Origin of the sequence: Marinomonas sp. NPDC078689 (genome assembly GCF_044542435.1) — a bacterium.
Classification (GTDB): Bacteria; Pseudomonadota; Gammaproteobacteria; order Pseudomonadales; family Marinomonadaceae; genus Marinomonas; species Marinomonas arenicola.
On the sequence record NZ_JBITUJ010000003.1, the window covers coordinates 375,153 to 391,023 of the forward strand.

A 15,871-nucleotide genomic window follows, 5' to 3' on the forward strand; every position below is an offset into this window, starting at 1 on the left:
CGCGAAAGGCCGAATTCAATAAGATTTATTAGTTTTGAGTTCAAGAAAAACAGCACCAACTTTCTAACAAAATATAGGCCTAGCAGTAAAGCCGATAGTAACTTCTAGCCCATGGTCGATGTCTATTTAACGTGTGATTTTTAAAAACGTAACGTGTCACGCCTTTAAAACTGTTTTATAGTTAACCCTCGCTTAAAAACTAAAGGAGATACTCACCTATGGAACAGGATCCATCGAATGGCGGCTCAGCAATTGCTGCGCTGATACTCATATTAACCCCACTTATTCTTGCACTGTTTTTTTGGATTAGAGCTCGTCTTTTAAAAAAGAGACTGAGTAAGTTAGACGTTGAACATATAAAGGCTCGCTCAGAAATAGAGCAATTAAAAAACAAGCTTTCTCCAATAACCGATGTAGAACTTGAAGCTGAAAGGCTCAAACAAGAAGCCGAAACTCTTACAAAAGTTGCTCAATCAACATTGGATGAAGCTAACAAGAAAGCCCAATTGATTATCCAAAAAAGTGAAGATGATGCCTATGAAATCCTTAGCGACGCCAAGGAAGAAGCATCAATTTTAAAAAGAGGCAGTAAAGAAGCAGTTTCCAAAGCTCAAGAGAAAGCTGACAAGCTCAAAGCCGAGGCGGCTTCTGAGTCAGACCGAATTATTGAATATGCCAATAGACGTGCTGAAGAAATTGCTGGTGATGCTCTTGAGGCAAAAAACAAAGCAGATCTATACGAAAATGCGATATTAGCAATGCAAAATACAATAGATGGTTACAAAGATGACTACATAATCCCAAACCACACTGTTCTTGATGACCTAGCTGAGGAATACAGCCACAAAGAAGCCGGTGAACAATTAAAATTACAGCGAAAACGCATAAAAGAACTAATTTCAACAGGTAGAGCTGCAGATTGTGATTACGCAGAACCTAAGAGAAGAAATTACGCAATTCATTTTGTCATCGATGCCTTTAACGGGAAAGTCGACTCTGCAATGGCAAAAGTAAAACAGGATAATTTTGGAAAAATACAGCAGGAAATCACTGACGCTTACGCATTGGTTAACTACAACGGTCAACCATTTAGAAACGCACGTATTAACCATGAATTTCTAGATGCTCGATTAACTGAACTTAAATGGGCTGTCGCTACTCATGAAATCCGACAAGCCGAACTAGCCGAACAACGAGCTATTCGAGAGCAAATTCGGGAAGAAGAAAAAGCCCGTAGAGATATGGAAAAAGCGATTAAGGAAGCCGAGAAAGAGGAACGTCTTCTACAAAAAGCACTAGAAAAGGCTAGAAAGGAGCTTTCTGATGCATCAGAAGATCAAAGACAGCAGTTCGAATCACAACTAGCAGAACTAGAGCTAAAACTTGCTGATGCTGAACAAAAAGGCCAAAGAGCAATATCAATGGCACAACAAACTAAACGAGGGCACGTTTACGTTATTAGCAATATAGGTAGCTTTGGCGAACATGTTTTCAAAGTTGGTATGACTCGCAGACTTGACCCACAAGACCGAGTCAAAGAATTAGGTGACGCCTCTGTACCATTTAGTTTTGATGTACATGCTATGATTTTCAGTGAAGACGCACCTTTATTAGAAAACACCCTACATAAAATTTTCAATGATAAATCTGTTAATAAGATAAACCCTAGAAAAGAGTTCTTTCGACTCCCTCTATCAGAGATTAAAGCTGCAGTTGAGTCCCAAGGAAAAACTGAAGTTCATTGGACCATGAAAGCAGAGGCTCAAGAATATAGAGAGTCACTGGCAATAGGAACACAACAAACCAACCAAAAACAAAGCGTTCCAGCATAATCTAAGTGTTATTAGCTCAGACCTAACCTGACTGCTACTTCATTTTGAATTGGCGATCATCAGCTTAGATCTGAGCTGAATTTTTCAGCTCAGATCACTTTTCCATTTAGTAATATTAATGACCCTCTTCCACAAAAATATTTCTGATTAATTAGGTCAGCGTTGCAGGTCGCTCTCGTCCATATTTTATGATATGACTTTTAAAGATGACGTTTGAATTGAAGGTTTATATCAACACACCAACAGTAATTTAAAAATTAGATTTCTACTTGCCTAAACCTCATACCCAGCAGGTTCTTCTGCCACTAATCCAACCAGCTCACGTTCTTGTTGCACTGCCCCTGCTTCTTCAAATTCATTTATTCCAAGCCAGAGTTTGGCGTTACTGGATTCCGCGACCTGATACGCCCAGTTGCTAACGGCAAGTGAAGTGCCTGCATCGCAATGAAAATAGTCACTAAGTTCATTGCTGATGGTTTGGTTATGAGTCTCTAGGTTCTGCTCTTGCCAACGGGTGCGGTGCAATGGCGCAGCAAGAAAGTCACGCTTGTTGTTATTGCAGCTACGATGAGCGGCAACAAAGTTGTGACCAAGGTCGTTGGCGTAGCGGGAAAAAGGAATAAAGTGATCCACTTCTACGTCGCTTTTCATTGGCTTTCGGCAGTAAAAGCATTGATTGGCTTGCAGATCGATCAATAAAGGTTTGGCTTTCGTTAGAGCGTTACGATCCACGCCAAATAGAAATTCTTGTAGCTGGCTTTGGCGGCCGATTAACTCTTGGTTGTGTTTAATACTTTGGATTTTTTGCAACCATGCGTTTCTTGCAAGATAGACAACAAGATCGTAAAAGCGACGAAAGCACTGGGCAATGCCAGCATTCAAAACGATGCTTTTCGGCTCTTTGCCCACACCAAAAAGTTCATGAGGGTATAAAAAGCATTCTTCTTGTCTGGCGAGTATTTGCAAACGCCACAGCGGGCCTGTTTTTAGTGTGCTCATTGCAGCGCTAAAAGCGGCTTTATAGTGCGGGCTTTGCTTGAGCTGTCGCATGGTGCGTATGTTGTTTTGTTGGCACTCAAACAACACGCTAATCACTTTGGATTGCGCGCCTGTGTTCTGTTTTAGCAATGCGCTCTCCCCTGTATGCTCCGCTGAAAACGGCATGGCGTGATGCCAATACAGAGTGAGGAGTTTATCCGCTAATGTCGGTAAACTAATGGCGAGCTTGCCTTGCTCTATCAAGGGCGATGGCGTCGATGACGACGTTTGTTCTACGCAAACATCGGCAAGAGCGTGCAACAGAGCAAACTTGTACGTCGCACTAAAATCCCCTTCCACCAGCATGCGCTGTATATAAGCGATAAAGTCGAGCTGTTGCTGCATGGCGCTCATCATCGTTCTGGCACCGCTTTGATCAAGGCATTTAACCAAGATTCGCTTTCACGACCAGGACGCTGATCGGCACTTTGCCAATGCTTTATTAGGTTTAGCTGCGGGCAGGCATCGATCAAGCTGGTTAAGGCGGTTTCGTTTAAATCCGTGAATTCGCGGCCATTATGCACACGCTCTTGCGTGCCATATTTAAACGATACGTATAAAACGCCATTGGGTTTAAGCGCATTTTGTAGGTTTAAAAATACTTGTGGTAGTTCAGCTTTTGATACATGCAATAAACTAGCGCAGCACCAAATGCCATCGTATTGGTTGACGCTATCCAATTGCTGAAAGGTGTTAACTTCGACGGTTTGTTGCAGATGTTGGCTGGCCAAGGCCGCCAACTCTTCGCTTGCGTCAAAGGCGCTGACACGAAAACCTTGTTGCTTGAAATAGGCGGCATCACGGGCGGAGCCACAACCAGCGTCTAAGATGTGGCCGTTTGGGGTAATCGTCGGCAAAAATTCACGATACAAGGCCGACATATCAACGTCTATGGTTGAGTCGGTGAAGTCTTGTGCATTTTGATTGTAAAACGTAAGGGTAGAATTCGACTGCAAACTGACCGCTCCTTGGTTCACTTTTCTAGGCCAGCATTTAGGCCCTATTTCACTTAAACCGTCATCATCACAGCATTGTCTTGTGAATCAACGTCTTCCTTGTCGCAATATCGTGTTTGTTACTATCGCATATCAATGCTTTGTTGTAGACAGGAAATAGCTTAAAAAATGTCACAAAATAAGTAAAACTGCCTGTTTCGACGTTGGCGACTCTTGTCTACCGATGCAAACAAAACAAAGCCTATTCAGAGACGTTAGGGTTTTTCGCCTGTTTTATTCAATTCTTCATTCACCAGTTTAACCAACGCTGGGTCGATGGGCGGTAAGGTTAAATCCACGTCTTTTTCCAACCCTTCTACCACGGCGGTTAAAAACTGCACCCGTGCGAACCATTTATAATTCCCAGCAATTAGCGTCCACGGGCGATCCACCTCTGAGGTATAAGCAAACATGTCGTTGATGGCGACTTCGTACTCGGACCATTTTTCCCGATTACGAATGTCTTCGTCGGTGAGTTTCCAGCGTTTTTTCGGGTTACTTAATCGTGCCGCAAAGCGCGTGAGTTGCTCTTGTTTATCGATGTGGACAAACAGCTTGATGATCCTTACGCCATCGTCGCTTAGCATTCGCTCAAATTCGTTTATTTCTTGGTAGGCTCTTTGCCATTCTTGTTCGGTGGCGAATTGTTCGACGCGCTCCACCAGCACTCGCCCATAATAGGAGCGATCGAAAATGGCGATGTTGCCAGGCGCCGGCAAGCGCGATTGAAAGCGATACAAATAGTGCTTACCCTGCTCAGACGCGGTCGGTGCAGCAATCGGAAACACAGTGTAACCACGAGGATCAAGCCGCTCGGTTAAGCGCCTAATGGCACCGCCTTTTCCGCTTGCGTCCCAGCCTTCGACACAAATAATCGCCCTCAAGCCTTGGTGATAATAAGCTTGTTGCACGGCAAGCATGCGTTTTTGCAAATGCTTGAGTGCCTTTTTATAGTGCTTTTTGCTGACAAAGCATTGCGAGAGATCCACCTCGCTAAGGCTAGGCGGTGTTGGCTCTAATCGAATTTTGGATGGTGTAAACATCGTACTGCCCTATTAAATAACGCCTGAATAGAACCACTAGAGTCCCCCATTGATTTCCAAAACACAAATCAAATAGGCCCAGTGCCGTCTGCCTCACGCCCTTGTCGCCGCCTGATTAGTTCGCTTAGGAGGTTTATGTTTTCGGTCACTCTCTATAAAATAGCGGCATTCTATCTGTAACCTCGTTGCTTCGTTGCGAAGCACAAAGACAAAGAGTTTTAACATGAATGACGATCAGGAAGTAATCACCAATTTAGTCGAACTTGAGCGTTTTCTACTGAGTGTAGAAACCGGCGCTCTTGGTTTGGAAGGCGTTGCTGGGGTAGGCATGGCCACCAATAATTCAGACGGCCGCCACTTTGTTGCTGTCTTTGATGAGCAGCAAAAATTGCTTTTGGCCCGCTGGATCAGCGTTGAAGTCTTTGAAACCGGTAAAGACTTGGTGCGCTACGGCACTCGCCTTAAGCACTAATCTACCCGATTTAAGACAACGCCTTAGGCTAGAGTGATGATGTCACTGTTCTGCTTTTGATAAGCGTTGAATAAAAATGGCCGTGATGAATATCTGTTCACCACGGCCATTTTTTTAGCTTACTCCCTTAAGCCTTACGCTCTCCTTAGCGCCCTTCCTTGTGTTTTTTCTTGTGTTTTCTCTTAGCTATCTAGCTAGCTCTTCACTCTACTAAGCCGCCCTATTAAGCCACGCTTTTGTGCTTTTTCTGATCCAAGCGGATCACTGTGTCGCAACATTTGTCGATCAGCGCTGGGTCATGGCTGACGATCAATAAGGCACAGCCCTGCTCCCTTGCGAGCGCAATAAGCAACTCGGTGATTTCTTTGGCGATAAAGGGGTCCAAGCGTGAAGTTGGCTCGTCAGCAAACAAAAACACCGGTTCCAACAATAAGGCACGTAAGATCGAAAATCGCTGCAATTCACCGCCAGACACGTCTTTGGCAGAGCGCGCTAGGATGGACTCAGGCAGGTTAAGCTTTTGCATTAACGGCGCTATTTTTCGAGTATCGAGTTTGTGCAGTTTCACCAAGTCATTTAACAAGGTTTGCAGCGTCACATGGGCGCTTAAGCTCGATGGTGGATCTTGAAACAACTTCAACCACTGGTGCGGTTTGGTGCCCTCTAACAAGGGGGTTATCGCGCCTTTCAGCAGAGGCAACAAGCCTAAGAGCGTGTCACCAAAGGTGCTTTTACCACAGCCACTGTCGCCCACAACACCTATGATTTCACCGCCATGGCAAGTTAAATTCAAGCCAGACGACAAGGCATTTTTGCCACGCCCTATGGTCAAATCCGACACTTGTAAAATGGCGCTGCGCTCGGCTACAGGAGCAGGTTCTAGCTGCCAATATTCTGGCGCTGCATAGATCAGCTCCTTGGTGTACTCGGCCTGTGGGTTGGTTAACACAGACTCGGCGCTGCCCGCTTCTATCATGTCGCCATCTTTAATCACCACGATGTCGCCACCCAATTGTTCCGCCACATCGATGTCATGGGTAATGGTCAGCAAGCTGCCCCCTTGGGCGCTTTTTTTCAGCAATTGGATGATGTCATCGCGACGACTGCTGTCTAGCCCTTTGCTTGGCTCGTCGGCAATCAGCAAATTAGCGCCCCCAGCGGTGGCACTGGCAATCGCCAAACGCTGAGCCATGCCACCAGACAATTCGGTCGGGCGCTTCAAAGCACTGTCTTTTAGACCAAGGTGGTCAAGATCAGCGATGGAGTGATGAAACGCCGTCTCGCCATCTTCGCCCTTCACTGACTCGTACACTTCAGACACTTGCTGGTAATTTGCCATCAGCGGGTCAAGGGAATGCCAGGGCTCTTGGGGCAACATGGTGATGCTTTTGCCCCACAAGCTAGAGCGAGACTGAGCCACTACGGGCTTTCCAAACACTTCCACCACACCGCTGGCGTCTAGCCCCTTAGGCAATAACCCCATGATGGCCTTGGCGACCAAGGTTTTGCCTGAGCCAGTTTGCCCAAGAATGGTTAACGGACGGCCTTTTTCAACGCTAAAAGACACCTTATTGACCAGGCATTTTCCTTGGTAATGGATGGTTAACTCTTGGACCTTAATGAGCGCTGTCATGTTTATTTCCTGCTAGAAGGTGAAAGCCAAAAACCAAGGTCGCAATCGCGATCAATGGCTGCACGAGAATCCACGGTGCTTGAGCATAGTAAGGAAACAGCTCGACACTCATCAGACCCAGCTCTGCCAACGGCGGCTGAATGCCCACATAAACAAAGCCAAGTGACGCCATGGTTAAGATCGCATTGGCGCCGCCAAACGAGGCAAGGGTCAAAATAGAATGGGTCAGCTCTGGCCAAATATGACGGCGGAACTGATACCAAGGGCCAAAGCCCATCATTTGCGACAGCTGACGTGCTGGGCTATTGATAATGGTATTAGTGATCGCTCGCGACACACGGAAGTACTCGACCCATTGGGTTAAGGTGATTGCCAAATACAATACCAGCAAAGAGCCTGGTACGATGGCGGCAAACAGCAGCACCAAGACCAAGCCAGGCAATGCCAACAAGATATTAACGATCACGTCCATACCTTGCGCCATACGACCGCCCTTCCATGCGGTGATCACACCCAAAGACACGCCTAATGTGGCCGAGGTCAGCACGCAGAAAAAGCTCAACACAAACGACAACTGAATCGCGCTGGCGATGCGCGTTAGCATGTCACGACCAAAGTGGTCTGTGCCTAACCAATGCTCGGCACTGGGGGCTAATAATCGGCCCGATAAGTCTTGATCGGCAATGTGGTAAGGAGACCATTGCACAATGCCGCTTGCGACCAATAACAAGCCAAGTAACAAGCCCACCCCAATTTTTTGATTGATGTTAAGTTGCGCCATCATGCTTGGGCTCCTCTTGGGTCAATCCAGTGACAAAGTAAATCCACACAGGTATTGAGCAACACAAACAAGACCCCCATCATCAGGGCACAACCTTGGATCACAGGAATATCACGGGCAAAGATGGCGTGCGCCAAACCATGGCCAATACCCGGCCACGAAAACAAAGATTCGATCATCACAATGCCTTCAATAACCGTCACCAATTGAATGCCGATAAAGGCAATGACAGGGACAGAAATATTACGAATGCCATGCTGAACAAAGGTTTGTGACGGCGACAAGCCCTTGATCGCAGCAAATTGATAAAACGGCGCGCGAATGACTTTTAGTGTGTTGTTGCGCACCACTCGGTTAGACACAGCGGCAAGACTCAAGGCCAGCGCCACGGTAGGCAGCACCAAATGTTGCCAAGTACCAAAGCCTGCGACGGGCAAGATCGGCCAAACCACCGCGAAGATCAAAATCAGCATAAGGCCGATGACAAACACTGGCATGGAGCGCAGCAAGGTCGATAACCACAAAAAGCTGTGGTCTAGCGTGCCTTGGCGAAACGCCGACAACACACCGACGAGAATCGCGATCAAGGACGCAAGCAGCACACTGGTAAAGGCCAACAACACAGAATGACCCAATTGGTGCTGGACGGTTTCGATCACCGGCAAGCCACTGACCAAGGAGGCCCCTAGGTTAAATTGCATTAAATCCACAAGCCAATGGAGGTAACTTTGCCACCAGCTGGCGTCCAGTCCTAACTCTTGGCGCACCAGTTCGGCGGCGGCAGAGTCTACACTGTCTTGACCGTAACGACTCGCGGCGATGCGATAGGCCATGTCCCCTGGCAGGCTGCGCATCAACACAAAGGTCAATGTGCCGACACCCCAGACAACCAATATCAATTGAAAAATTCGGTGTTTAATGAGCGTCCACATGGTCGACTAGCTCCATCTTGTTAATAAAGTAATCACGTAGGAAAGGGTCAAATTGATAGCCCTTTATCCGCGTATTGACCGCGTTATGCTGTTGGTAATTGGCCACAGAAATCACCGGCTTTTCCTGATAAATCGCAGTGGCCACAAGCTGTGCATCGCGCTTAGCTTGCACAGGGTCACTTTGGGTAGTAAGCCGCTCTAGCGCTTGATCCACTTGAGTGTTGTGCCAGTTCATCGCCCCCCAATCGCCACCACCTTGGGTGTATTCATTGGCCATTATCGACACTGGGTCGGCTATTACGCCTAAGTTTCGGGCGATTAACGCTACTTCCAGGGTGTTGTCCGCATGGCGTGATGGAATCATACTGGAGTTGGTGACATCGACTTTTAGATCCACCCCAAGGCGCTTCCATTGGTCTTGCAATGCGGTAGAAACCGTCGTCAGTTCTGGTCGATCCGCGTAGGTGGTCAAGGTTAATTGAAAACGCTTGCCGTCTCGGACCAGCCAACCTTGGTCGTCTTTTTGCCAACCTAATCCAGCCAATAAACTGGCCGCTTTTTCTAGGCTGTAGTTTTCCTGTGGCTGATCTAAGTACCAAGCGCCCATAGAAGACGCAAAGATCTGATCGCTGGCCGCTTCCGCCACGTGCAAAACTTGCTCAGCAATGGCAGGACGATTGATTGCCAAACTCAAGGCTTGGCGCGCTTCTACAGAACCTAAAAATGGATGACCTGCATTCAGTTTTAGCAACAAGGTTCTTGGAATTGCGTCTGAATGGACCACCACGTTATCGGCACGGCTTAATTGCTCAAGCATGGCAGCGTCTAGGGTATACACTATGTCCGCTTCGCCAGATTTGGCTTGCAAAATACGGCTTTCAGCACGGTGCCCCGTCAGATACTGAGCATACTCAATGCTTGGCTTCACTCCCCAGTAAGTTGGGTTGGCTTTTACCGTCAGCTTGTGCGGCGGCGCAAAGGTATCCAGTTGATAGGCGCCTGAGCCAATTAAACGGGTGACAACGCCTTCTTGGTTGTAGGCACTTGGTGCCAGAATCGCCGTTGAGTAATGGGCCAATAACGCAGGCAATACGGTGTACGGCTGGCTTAATACTATCTCGACTTGCTGTGGGTTTTTCACGCGTATTGCTTTGATCGGCGCTTTCTTCAGCACACCATGTTTGCCTTGAGCAATGCGTAATGCACTGACAACGGCGCTGGCATTCAGTGGCGAACCATCTTGAAATAGCACATTTGGCTGTAGCGTTAGGGTCCAGGTTTTTTCATCGGCGCTGCTTTGCCAAGTCCTCGCAAGGCCCGGAATAAGCGCACCTTTCGTGTCTACGTTTAGCAAGGTTTCCAATATATTCATACGCGTATAAATATACCCTTGCTTAGAGGGCTCAAGGCTAGTGAACTCCCATGGGCCGCTGATCGCCAAGGTATTGGAGCGCGTTTGGTTGTTGCTGGTCGCTTGACCAAATAAAACAAACATCAGGCACAGGACAAGGCCCACACCGCCTGTTAATGCGGCTTTTATCCGCGTTTTTCGACGGCGAATTGCAGCGTAAGACAATTCTGTCATTCGGTTTCTCTTCTAAAGTAATCATCAAATAGACAGACGCATCCTGATCATGGCCTCCATAAGAGCCAATTTCAGCATGGTCAATTTTCTTGTTAATAAAGGTTAGGAAAAGAACGAAACAACGGCGGGGCCCGAGCGCGAGACGTTAGGGCTACAAAAGTAAAGAAGGAAACAAACAGAGGAATACTGCGCTGGGGGGACGGATACACCACAGGCCAGACAAATTCAGTAGCAGGCAGCCACTGTTGAGAAAAATGAAACAACTCACATTGATGGTGCTGGTGATGAACCTCATCTGGGTCCGTATCGTGTGCGCTCGATATAAAACCAAGCGCAAGCACCAATAAAACGCAGCAGATAATCTGACTCAATGTAGGTTGCTTTTGTGGCATGCGTTAGCTTGGAGACCGTATCAATAAAGTTCGTCAAAAGTGATTGTTTTTAAAGAATTTATTGCGATCAGGAAGCAGTGTATCTAACGCCACAAAAAATTTGTTACTTTATAACATAACTAGGCATTTAAAGAAATACACACAGCCAGAACCAAGAGGTCAAATACTGTGTAAAAACCTTCAGACACGAGAAAATAAAAAGACCGAGCGATCTGGATCGTCCGGTCTTAGAAGGTGTTATTGATGCGCTAGTTATTAATCAGTAGATACAGTTATGGCTTGGTAATGCCGTTTACAGCGGCAGGTTCAAAGTCAGATAAATTTGTTTTCTAGAATCTCACTTTCCCATTGCTTGATAATATCCCTAGGGCGCGTCACACCATATAGCGCTTGTGCCGCCTTAGTACGATACGCCCACAGTTGATTGCCGAAATCATAATGCCACCACTCGCTCGGCAGGTTGGTAAAGCCCACTTCGCTCATTGCATGGTAGAGAATACGACGATTTTCTTGCGCCTCACGGTTCGTATAATCTTCATTCTCTAGCGCATCGGTCCATGACAAGGTATTGGCCTCGTCGAAGTGTGTCCCCATGTCTAAAAAACGCCCCATGTCATCACATAGGGTAACGTCGACAGAGCCGCCCGTAATATGCGGGCTTGGCGCCTTTATATCACTGCTCGGCGGCGACACAAGACGCTTTGCCTTCTCATGCAAATACGGCTCTGAATGATCCGGAAACGACTTTTTAAGGATATTAATGAGCGTATCAAAAAGGTGCTGCTGAACCGAGAAAGGTCGCCAGCCATCAAGCACCACCAGCCTCTTCCCTTCGGGGATCAGCTTGACGACTTGATGAAGCTTTTCAAACACACTCTCCCTAACAAAGCACTCAGACATGGCGTTTGCTATGCCCATTTTGGCGTAAAACGGGTAAGTCACTAATTGACTCGATGTGCTTAATGGAATTAATGCCTCGCCATTGTCAACAATCTCAATGGCTTTGTATTCACTCCAAGAGAACTCACCGCACTTAGAGATGGGTAATTGCTGAAGGCTCTTCATATTATTTAAAAATACCAGGTAAAAATAAAGTTAAGTCTGGAAAGCAAATCACGAGAACTTGAGCGCAAATAGCCACCAACACAAACGGCCAGATACTCTTAAACATTTCAGTAATGTCTATTTTACTCACCGCTGCTGCGACAAAGACGCACGCGCCCATGGGAGGGGTAATCAGAGCAATCGTTATATTGATGGTGATCACTACGCCAAGGTGTATTGGGTCGACGCCTGACGCGATGGCCACCGGAAAAAAGACCGGCGTTAACAACATCAAGGCAGACACTTCTTCCATCAGCATGCCAATGAAGAAGGTGAGCAAGCTCAGGATCAGTAAAACGGCCGTTGGGTTGTTTTTAAACGGTTCTAAGTATTCCGCCAATTGCGCGGGCAGCTGGGCATAAGCAAGCAACCAACTGATCACAGAAGACGCCGCAATAATGACAAAAATGGTGCCAGTCAAAATGGCCGTATCCGCTAGGGAATCAAACAGTTTGCGCCAATTAAGCGTGCGGTTTAGCACCCCTAAAATGATCGCATAAGCCACGATTAAGGCGCCTGATTCTGTCGGTGTTACAAAGCCAAAGACAATACTGGAGACAATAATAAAAGGCGCAATCAAGGCCGGTGCCGAATACCAAAAAGCCTGGATAATGCCTTTAAAAGTGGCACGCTCATGCTGACTCTGTATGCCAACTTTGCGCACGTATAAATAGTTCATCACTAAAAACGCACTGCCCAGTAACAAGCCTGGGATCACCCCTGCAAGAAACAAATCACCAACCGATGTATTGGTTAAAGAAGCGTACAAAATCATAAAGATGCTGGGCGGAATAATCGGCCCGATCAAGGAACTGGCGGCAGTTAACCCTGCGGCATAGTTCGTGGCATAGCCTTCTTTTTTCATCGCTGGGACAAGCAATGAGCCTAACGCCGACGTATCTGCCACCGCTGAACCATTCACTCCTGCAAAGAACACACTGGAGATGACGTTTACATAACCCAAGCCCCCTCGTAAATGCCCTACCAAAGAGTTGGCTAGACGAATCAATTGTGAGGTTAGCCCCGAGGTGTTCATCAGGTTACCGGCAAAAATAAACAGCGGGATGGCCATTAATGCAAATGAGTCAATTCCACCAAAAAACTGTTGTGGGATCATTCGATAAGCCAATGAAAAATCCACAAAAACAAAACCGATTAACGCGGCGAGTAATAAACAAATAAATAAGGGAACACCGAGCAGAATATTTACTAAAAAAGTGCCAATGATTGCAGCTAACATACTTCTTTCCTTAATGAACCTTTCTCAGGAAAAGGCCCTTTAATCAACACCATGACGAACAAAGCGGTAAAGCCAATAGGCACGGACAACAAGGGAATGGTTTTGCTTATGCCCAGCCCCATGGTGGAGAATTTTCCTAAAGAAAGGGAGTAACGTGCGCTAACATAAACAAAGAAACAGGACACGCCCAGAATGACCAACCATTGGTACATCTGAATGACGGAGCGCAATTTTGAGTTAACCGTCTGCTCTAAAAAGGCGACCTTCATATGGCGCGAATCCATATAGGCGCACGACATGGCTAAGAGGACGCTAGCGATGATGGCGTAGCGGGAAAGTTCATCGGACCAAATGGGAGAATGATTTAAAATGTAGCGGGTAAACACGCTATACAAGATCAGCAACACGTTGAAAGCGAGAATACTGGCTGAGAGCAACAACATCGCTTTGTATAGGGTCATTCGAATACGTTGTAGTGTCATAAGAGCCTCAAAGAGGCGCCCGAAGGCGCCAAATTAAACAAGATTACTTTTCAAAACCAGCATCTTTCAGCGCTAGATCCACCCATTTTTGGTCAATCCCTTCTTCTTCCAACCATTTGAAGTAAGAAGGTTGGCCGACTTTACGGAACGCTTCTAACTCTTCCGCGGTTGGCTGATACACCTGAACACCTTTTTCTTTCAGGTAAGCAATACGCTCGTCTACCTTACTTTCAACCGAGACTCGGTTGATGTCGTTGGCTTCTTTTACCGCCGCTAACAAGGCTTCTTTGTCTTTTTTCGATAGGCTTTTTAGAAGCTCATCGTTACCGACTAGGAATTGATCCGAATATTGAATGTTCGCCAGCGTCATGTACTTTTGAACTTCAAACAAACTGCCCAAAATGATGTACATAGGCGGGTTCATTTGACCATCGGCAACGCCTGTTTTCAGCGCTAGATACACTTCTGTCCACGGGATTGGGGTGCCTGAGGCGCCAAAGGCGTTGTAAAGGGCAACCTGACTTTTGTCCATTGCTCGAAAGCGTAAACCGTCGAAGTCGGCAGGCGATTTGATCGGACGCTGATTGTTTGTAAATGCAAGGAACCCCCCCTCTTCCACAACCGCCATCAAATGACCATTGGTGCGCTCATAGAAGCTTTTTTGCACGGCTTTCCAATATTCACCTTGGTCAAAAAACGTGTGTGCTTGAGCAAAGTCATCAAACAAGAAAGGTGTCGCGCTGACAAAAATCTCTGGGAACAAAGGGGAAATACCACCAAAGGACGCAATGTTTAAACTTGGTGTATTAAGCACCTGCTCCATGCGTTCATCTTCGTCGCCCAGCATACTGTTTGGGTAAAGTTTAATTTTAAGGTCGCCATTGGTTTTCTCAGCAACAAACTTTTGTAGGTTGGTCGCGAATAAATGCACGGCATTTTTATCGGCATCTGGCGCGCCGTTGTAACTTAGGTTGATGGTTTGAGCACTCACAGAGAAGGATAGCGTCGTTAGCGCGGCGCCCAGCGTCAATGTTTTCACTAAACGATTGTTACCCAACATTTTGTTCATAATGTTCATGTTACGTTCCTTTATAGTTTTATGATTTCAGAGCCTTTTTACATTTTTTATTATCTTGTTTCTACATCCAACAAACTAAACTTGACTTGTTGACATCACAAGTGACAAAGCGTTGATATTAAGTCAACAGCGTAAAAATAAAGACACCAAATTGCCATTTCCTAATGTGACTATTGTCGGTGTTCGTTGTTTCGTAAGCCTGTTTTACCGCGCTCGTTTGCCAAAACGTCAGCGGTGCGCTAGAAAGGTCATGGTTTCAGACAGGTGATCCAATAACGCCTGCGCCGCCAGCGTTAGCTCTCGGCCTTCGACACTTAGCACGCGAACCTTTGCTTGAGGAAAAATGCTATTCACTATGGGAACCACCACAATACGCCCCTGTTTAATTTCTTCTGACACCGTCATTCTTGGCATAAAAGTAATGCCCAAGCCTGACATGACAAAACTTTTCAAGGCGGCGACTGAGTTGGTTCGTAAGCTAGGTGATAATTTCAGATGGTTTACTTCTTCTGCAAGGGTAACAAGCCTTCCCATACCGGTTGATTTATCAATCAGCGCAATGGGATAGTCCGCAACCGAGGCAAAGGTTACTGGTGTCTTTCGCTGTGTCAGCTCATGCCCTGGTGGCACGATAAGCTCTAATGGGTGGTCGGTTTCTAGGTGGCAATGCAACTTAGGGTGGTTAACCGATGCATAGGTTAAAGCAAAATCAATATGCTCTTCTTGCAGTAAATTCACCGCGTCTTGTGCGCCCGCCATTTCGACTGTCAGCTGAATGTCTTTGTGTTTTTTTAGAAACGACTGCAAGGGCGATGAAATGAGATCACTAATAATCCCTTCTGCAACGGCAATACGTACCTCCCCTGTGCGCAGGTTCAGTAAATCGTCCAGCCTTGATAACGTGGCCTGCTCGCTGGCGCACATTTTTCGATAATATTGCAGCAATTCATCCCCAGCGGGGGTTATCGGATTGCGATTATTGGTTCTATCCCAAATCGGCAGCTGCAAGTTGTCCTCTAACTGAGACAACAAACGGCTCACCGCCGAAGGGTCTACATTTAAACGACTGGCGGCTTTACGTAAGGTTTTATAACGAGCGATGGCATTTAAATATTCGAGTGCACGCGGAGGTAGTTTATGCATTAGTCACCACTAGATCATAGAATTAAGCGTGGGATGAGCATACACCGTCATTATTTTTAGTAAACAATGATTAACGAAGCAAAGCCATAATAAACAAGGCTACAAGTAAAAAAGGCCGAAC

Annotated in this window: 15 protein-coding genes; 2 read left to right on the plus strand and 13 right to left on the minus strand. The window is 46.5% G+C overall.

Annotated features, from left to right (window positions below):
- Nucleotides 1-218: 218 nt before the first annotated feature.
- Complete coding sequence (locus ACIGBN_RS07960) at nt 219-1,832, plus strand: DUF4041 domain-containing protein (protein WP_396664680.1); 1,614 nt, start codon at nt 219-221, stop codon at nt 1,830-1,832.
- Between the two features lie 273 nt (nt 1,833-2,105).
- Here ACIGBN_RS07960 and ACIGBN_RS07965 read toward each other — a convergent pair whose 3' ends face one another.
- The 3 genes from ACIGBN_RS07965 to ACIGBN_RS07975 form a co-directional block, all read right to left on the minus strand.
- The gene (locus ACIGBN_RS07965) at nt 2,106-3,227 is read right to left on the minus strand and encodes an HNH endonuclease (RefSeq protein WP_396664682.1); all 1,122 of its coding nucleotides are present in this window, start codon (nt 3,225-3,227) and stop codon (nt 2,106-2,108) included.
- Nucleotides 3,224-3,826 (minus strand): class I SAM-dependent methyltransferase, encoded by a 603-nt coding sequence (locus ACIGBN_RS07970; RefSeq protein WP_396664684.1) that lies wholly within the window; start codon nt 3,824-3,826, stop codon nt 3,224-3,226. The genes ACIGBN_RS07965 and ACIGBN_RS07970 overlap by 4 nt, the downstream gene beginning before the upstream one ends.
- 254 nt (nt 3,827-4,080) lie before the next feature.
- On the minus strand, nt 4,081-4,908 hold the full coding sequence (locus ACIGBN_RS07975; protein ID WP_396664686.1) for a polyphosphate kinase 2 family protein: 828 nt from the start codon (nt 4,906-4,908) through the stop codon (nt 4,081-4,083).
- 223 nt (nt 4,909-5,131) lie between these two features.
- Between ACIGBN_RS07975 and ACIGBN_RS07980 the strand changes: the two genes are divergently transcribed.
- A complete protein-coding gene (locus tag ACIGBN_RS07980; protein ID WP_133003476.1) occupies nt 5,132-5,380 on the plus strand; it encodes a hypothetical protein in 249 nt (82 codons plus the stop codon).
- Nucleotides 5,381-5,603: 223 nt separating this feature from the next.
- Here the strand turns inward: ACIGBN_RS07980 and ACIGBN_RS07985 are convergent, their stop codons facing one another.
- The 10 genes from ACIGBN_RS07985 to ACIGBN_RS08030 all read right to left on the minus strand — a co-directional run bounded on the left by ACIGBN_RS07985 (nt 5,604) and on the right by ACIGBN_RS08030 (nt 15,750).
- Entirely contained in the window at nt 5,604-7,013 is a 1,410-nt protein-coding gene (locus ACIGBN_RS07985; protein ID WP_396664688.1) for an ABC transporter ATP-binding protein, read from the minus strand.
- Nucleotides 6,997-7,797 carry an ABC transporter permease gene (locus tag ACIGBN_RS07990; protein ID WP_341564524.1) on the minus strand — a complete coding sequence of 267 codons (801 nt, stop codon included), beginning with the start codon at nt 7,795-7,797 and terminating at the stop codon, nt 6,997-6,999. Before ACIGBN_RS07990 ends, ACIGBN_RS07985 begins: the two co-directional genes overlap by 17 nt.
- On the minus strand, nt 7,794-8,726 hold the full coding sequence (locus tag ACIGBN_RS07995; protein ID WP_396664690.1) for an ABC transporter permease: 933 nt from the start codon (nt 8,724-8,726) through the stop codon (nt 7,794-7,796). Before ACIGBN_RS07995 ends, ACIGBN_RS07990 begins: the two co-directional genes overlap by 4 nt.
- A complete protein-coding gene (locus ACIGBN_RS08000; RefSeq protein ID WP_396664692.1) occupies nt 8,710-10,311 on the minus strand; it encodes an ABC transporter substrate-binding protein in 1,602 nt (533 codons plus the stop codon). Before ACIGBN_RS08000 ends, ACIGBN_RS07995 begins: the two co-directional genes overlap by 17 nt.
- A 92-nt stretch (nt 10,312-10,403) precedes the next feature.
- The gene (locus tag ACIGBN_RS08005) at nt 10,404-10,703 is read right to left on the minus strand and encodes a DUF2607 family protein (protein WP_133003471.1); all 300 of its coding nucleotides are present in this window, start codon (nt 10,701-10,703) and stop codon (nt 10,404-10,406) included.
- Between the two features lie 312 nt (nt 10,704-11,015).
- Complete coding sequence (locus ACIGBN_RS08010; RefSeq protein ID WP_396664694.1) at nt 11,016-11,768, minus strand: M15 family metallopeptidase; 753 nt, start codon at nt 11,766-11,768, stop codon at nt 11,016-11,018.
- 1 nt (nt 11,769) lies between these two features.
- A complete protein-coding gene (locus ACIGBN_RS08015; RefSeq protein ID WP_396664696.1) occupies nt 11,770-13,047 on the minus strand; it encodes a TRAP transporter large permease in 1,278 nt (425 codons plus the stop codon).
- Nucleotides 13,041-13,529: a TRAP transporter small permease gene (locus tag ACIGBN_RS08020; protein WP_133003466.1), complete on the minus strand. Its 489-nt coding sequence runs from the start codon at nt 13,527-13,529 to the stop codon at nt 13,041-13,043. The genes ACIGBN_RS08015 and ACIGBN_RS08020 overlap by 7 nt, the downstream gene beginning before the upstream one ends.
- 43 nt (nt 13,530-13,572) lie before the next feature.
- Entirely contained in the window at nt 13,573-14,598 is a 1,026-nt protein-coding gene (dctP, locus tag ACIGBN_RS08025; RefSeq protein WP_396664805.1) for a TRAP transporter substrate-binding protein DctP, read from the minus strand.
- A gap of 237 nt (nt 14,599-14,835) precedes the next feature.
- On the minus strand, nt 14,836-15,750 hold the full coding sequence (locus tag ACIGBN_RS08030; RefSeq protein ID WP_133003464.1) for a LysR family transcriptional regulator: 915 nt from the start codon (nt 15,748-15,750) through the stop codon (nt 14,836-14,838).
- Nucleotides 15,751-15,871 lie beyond the last annotated feature (121 nt).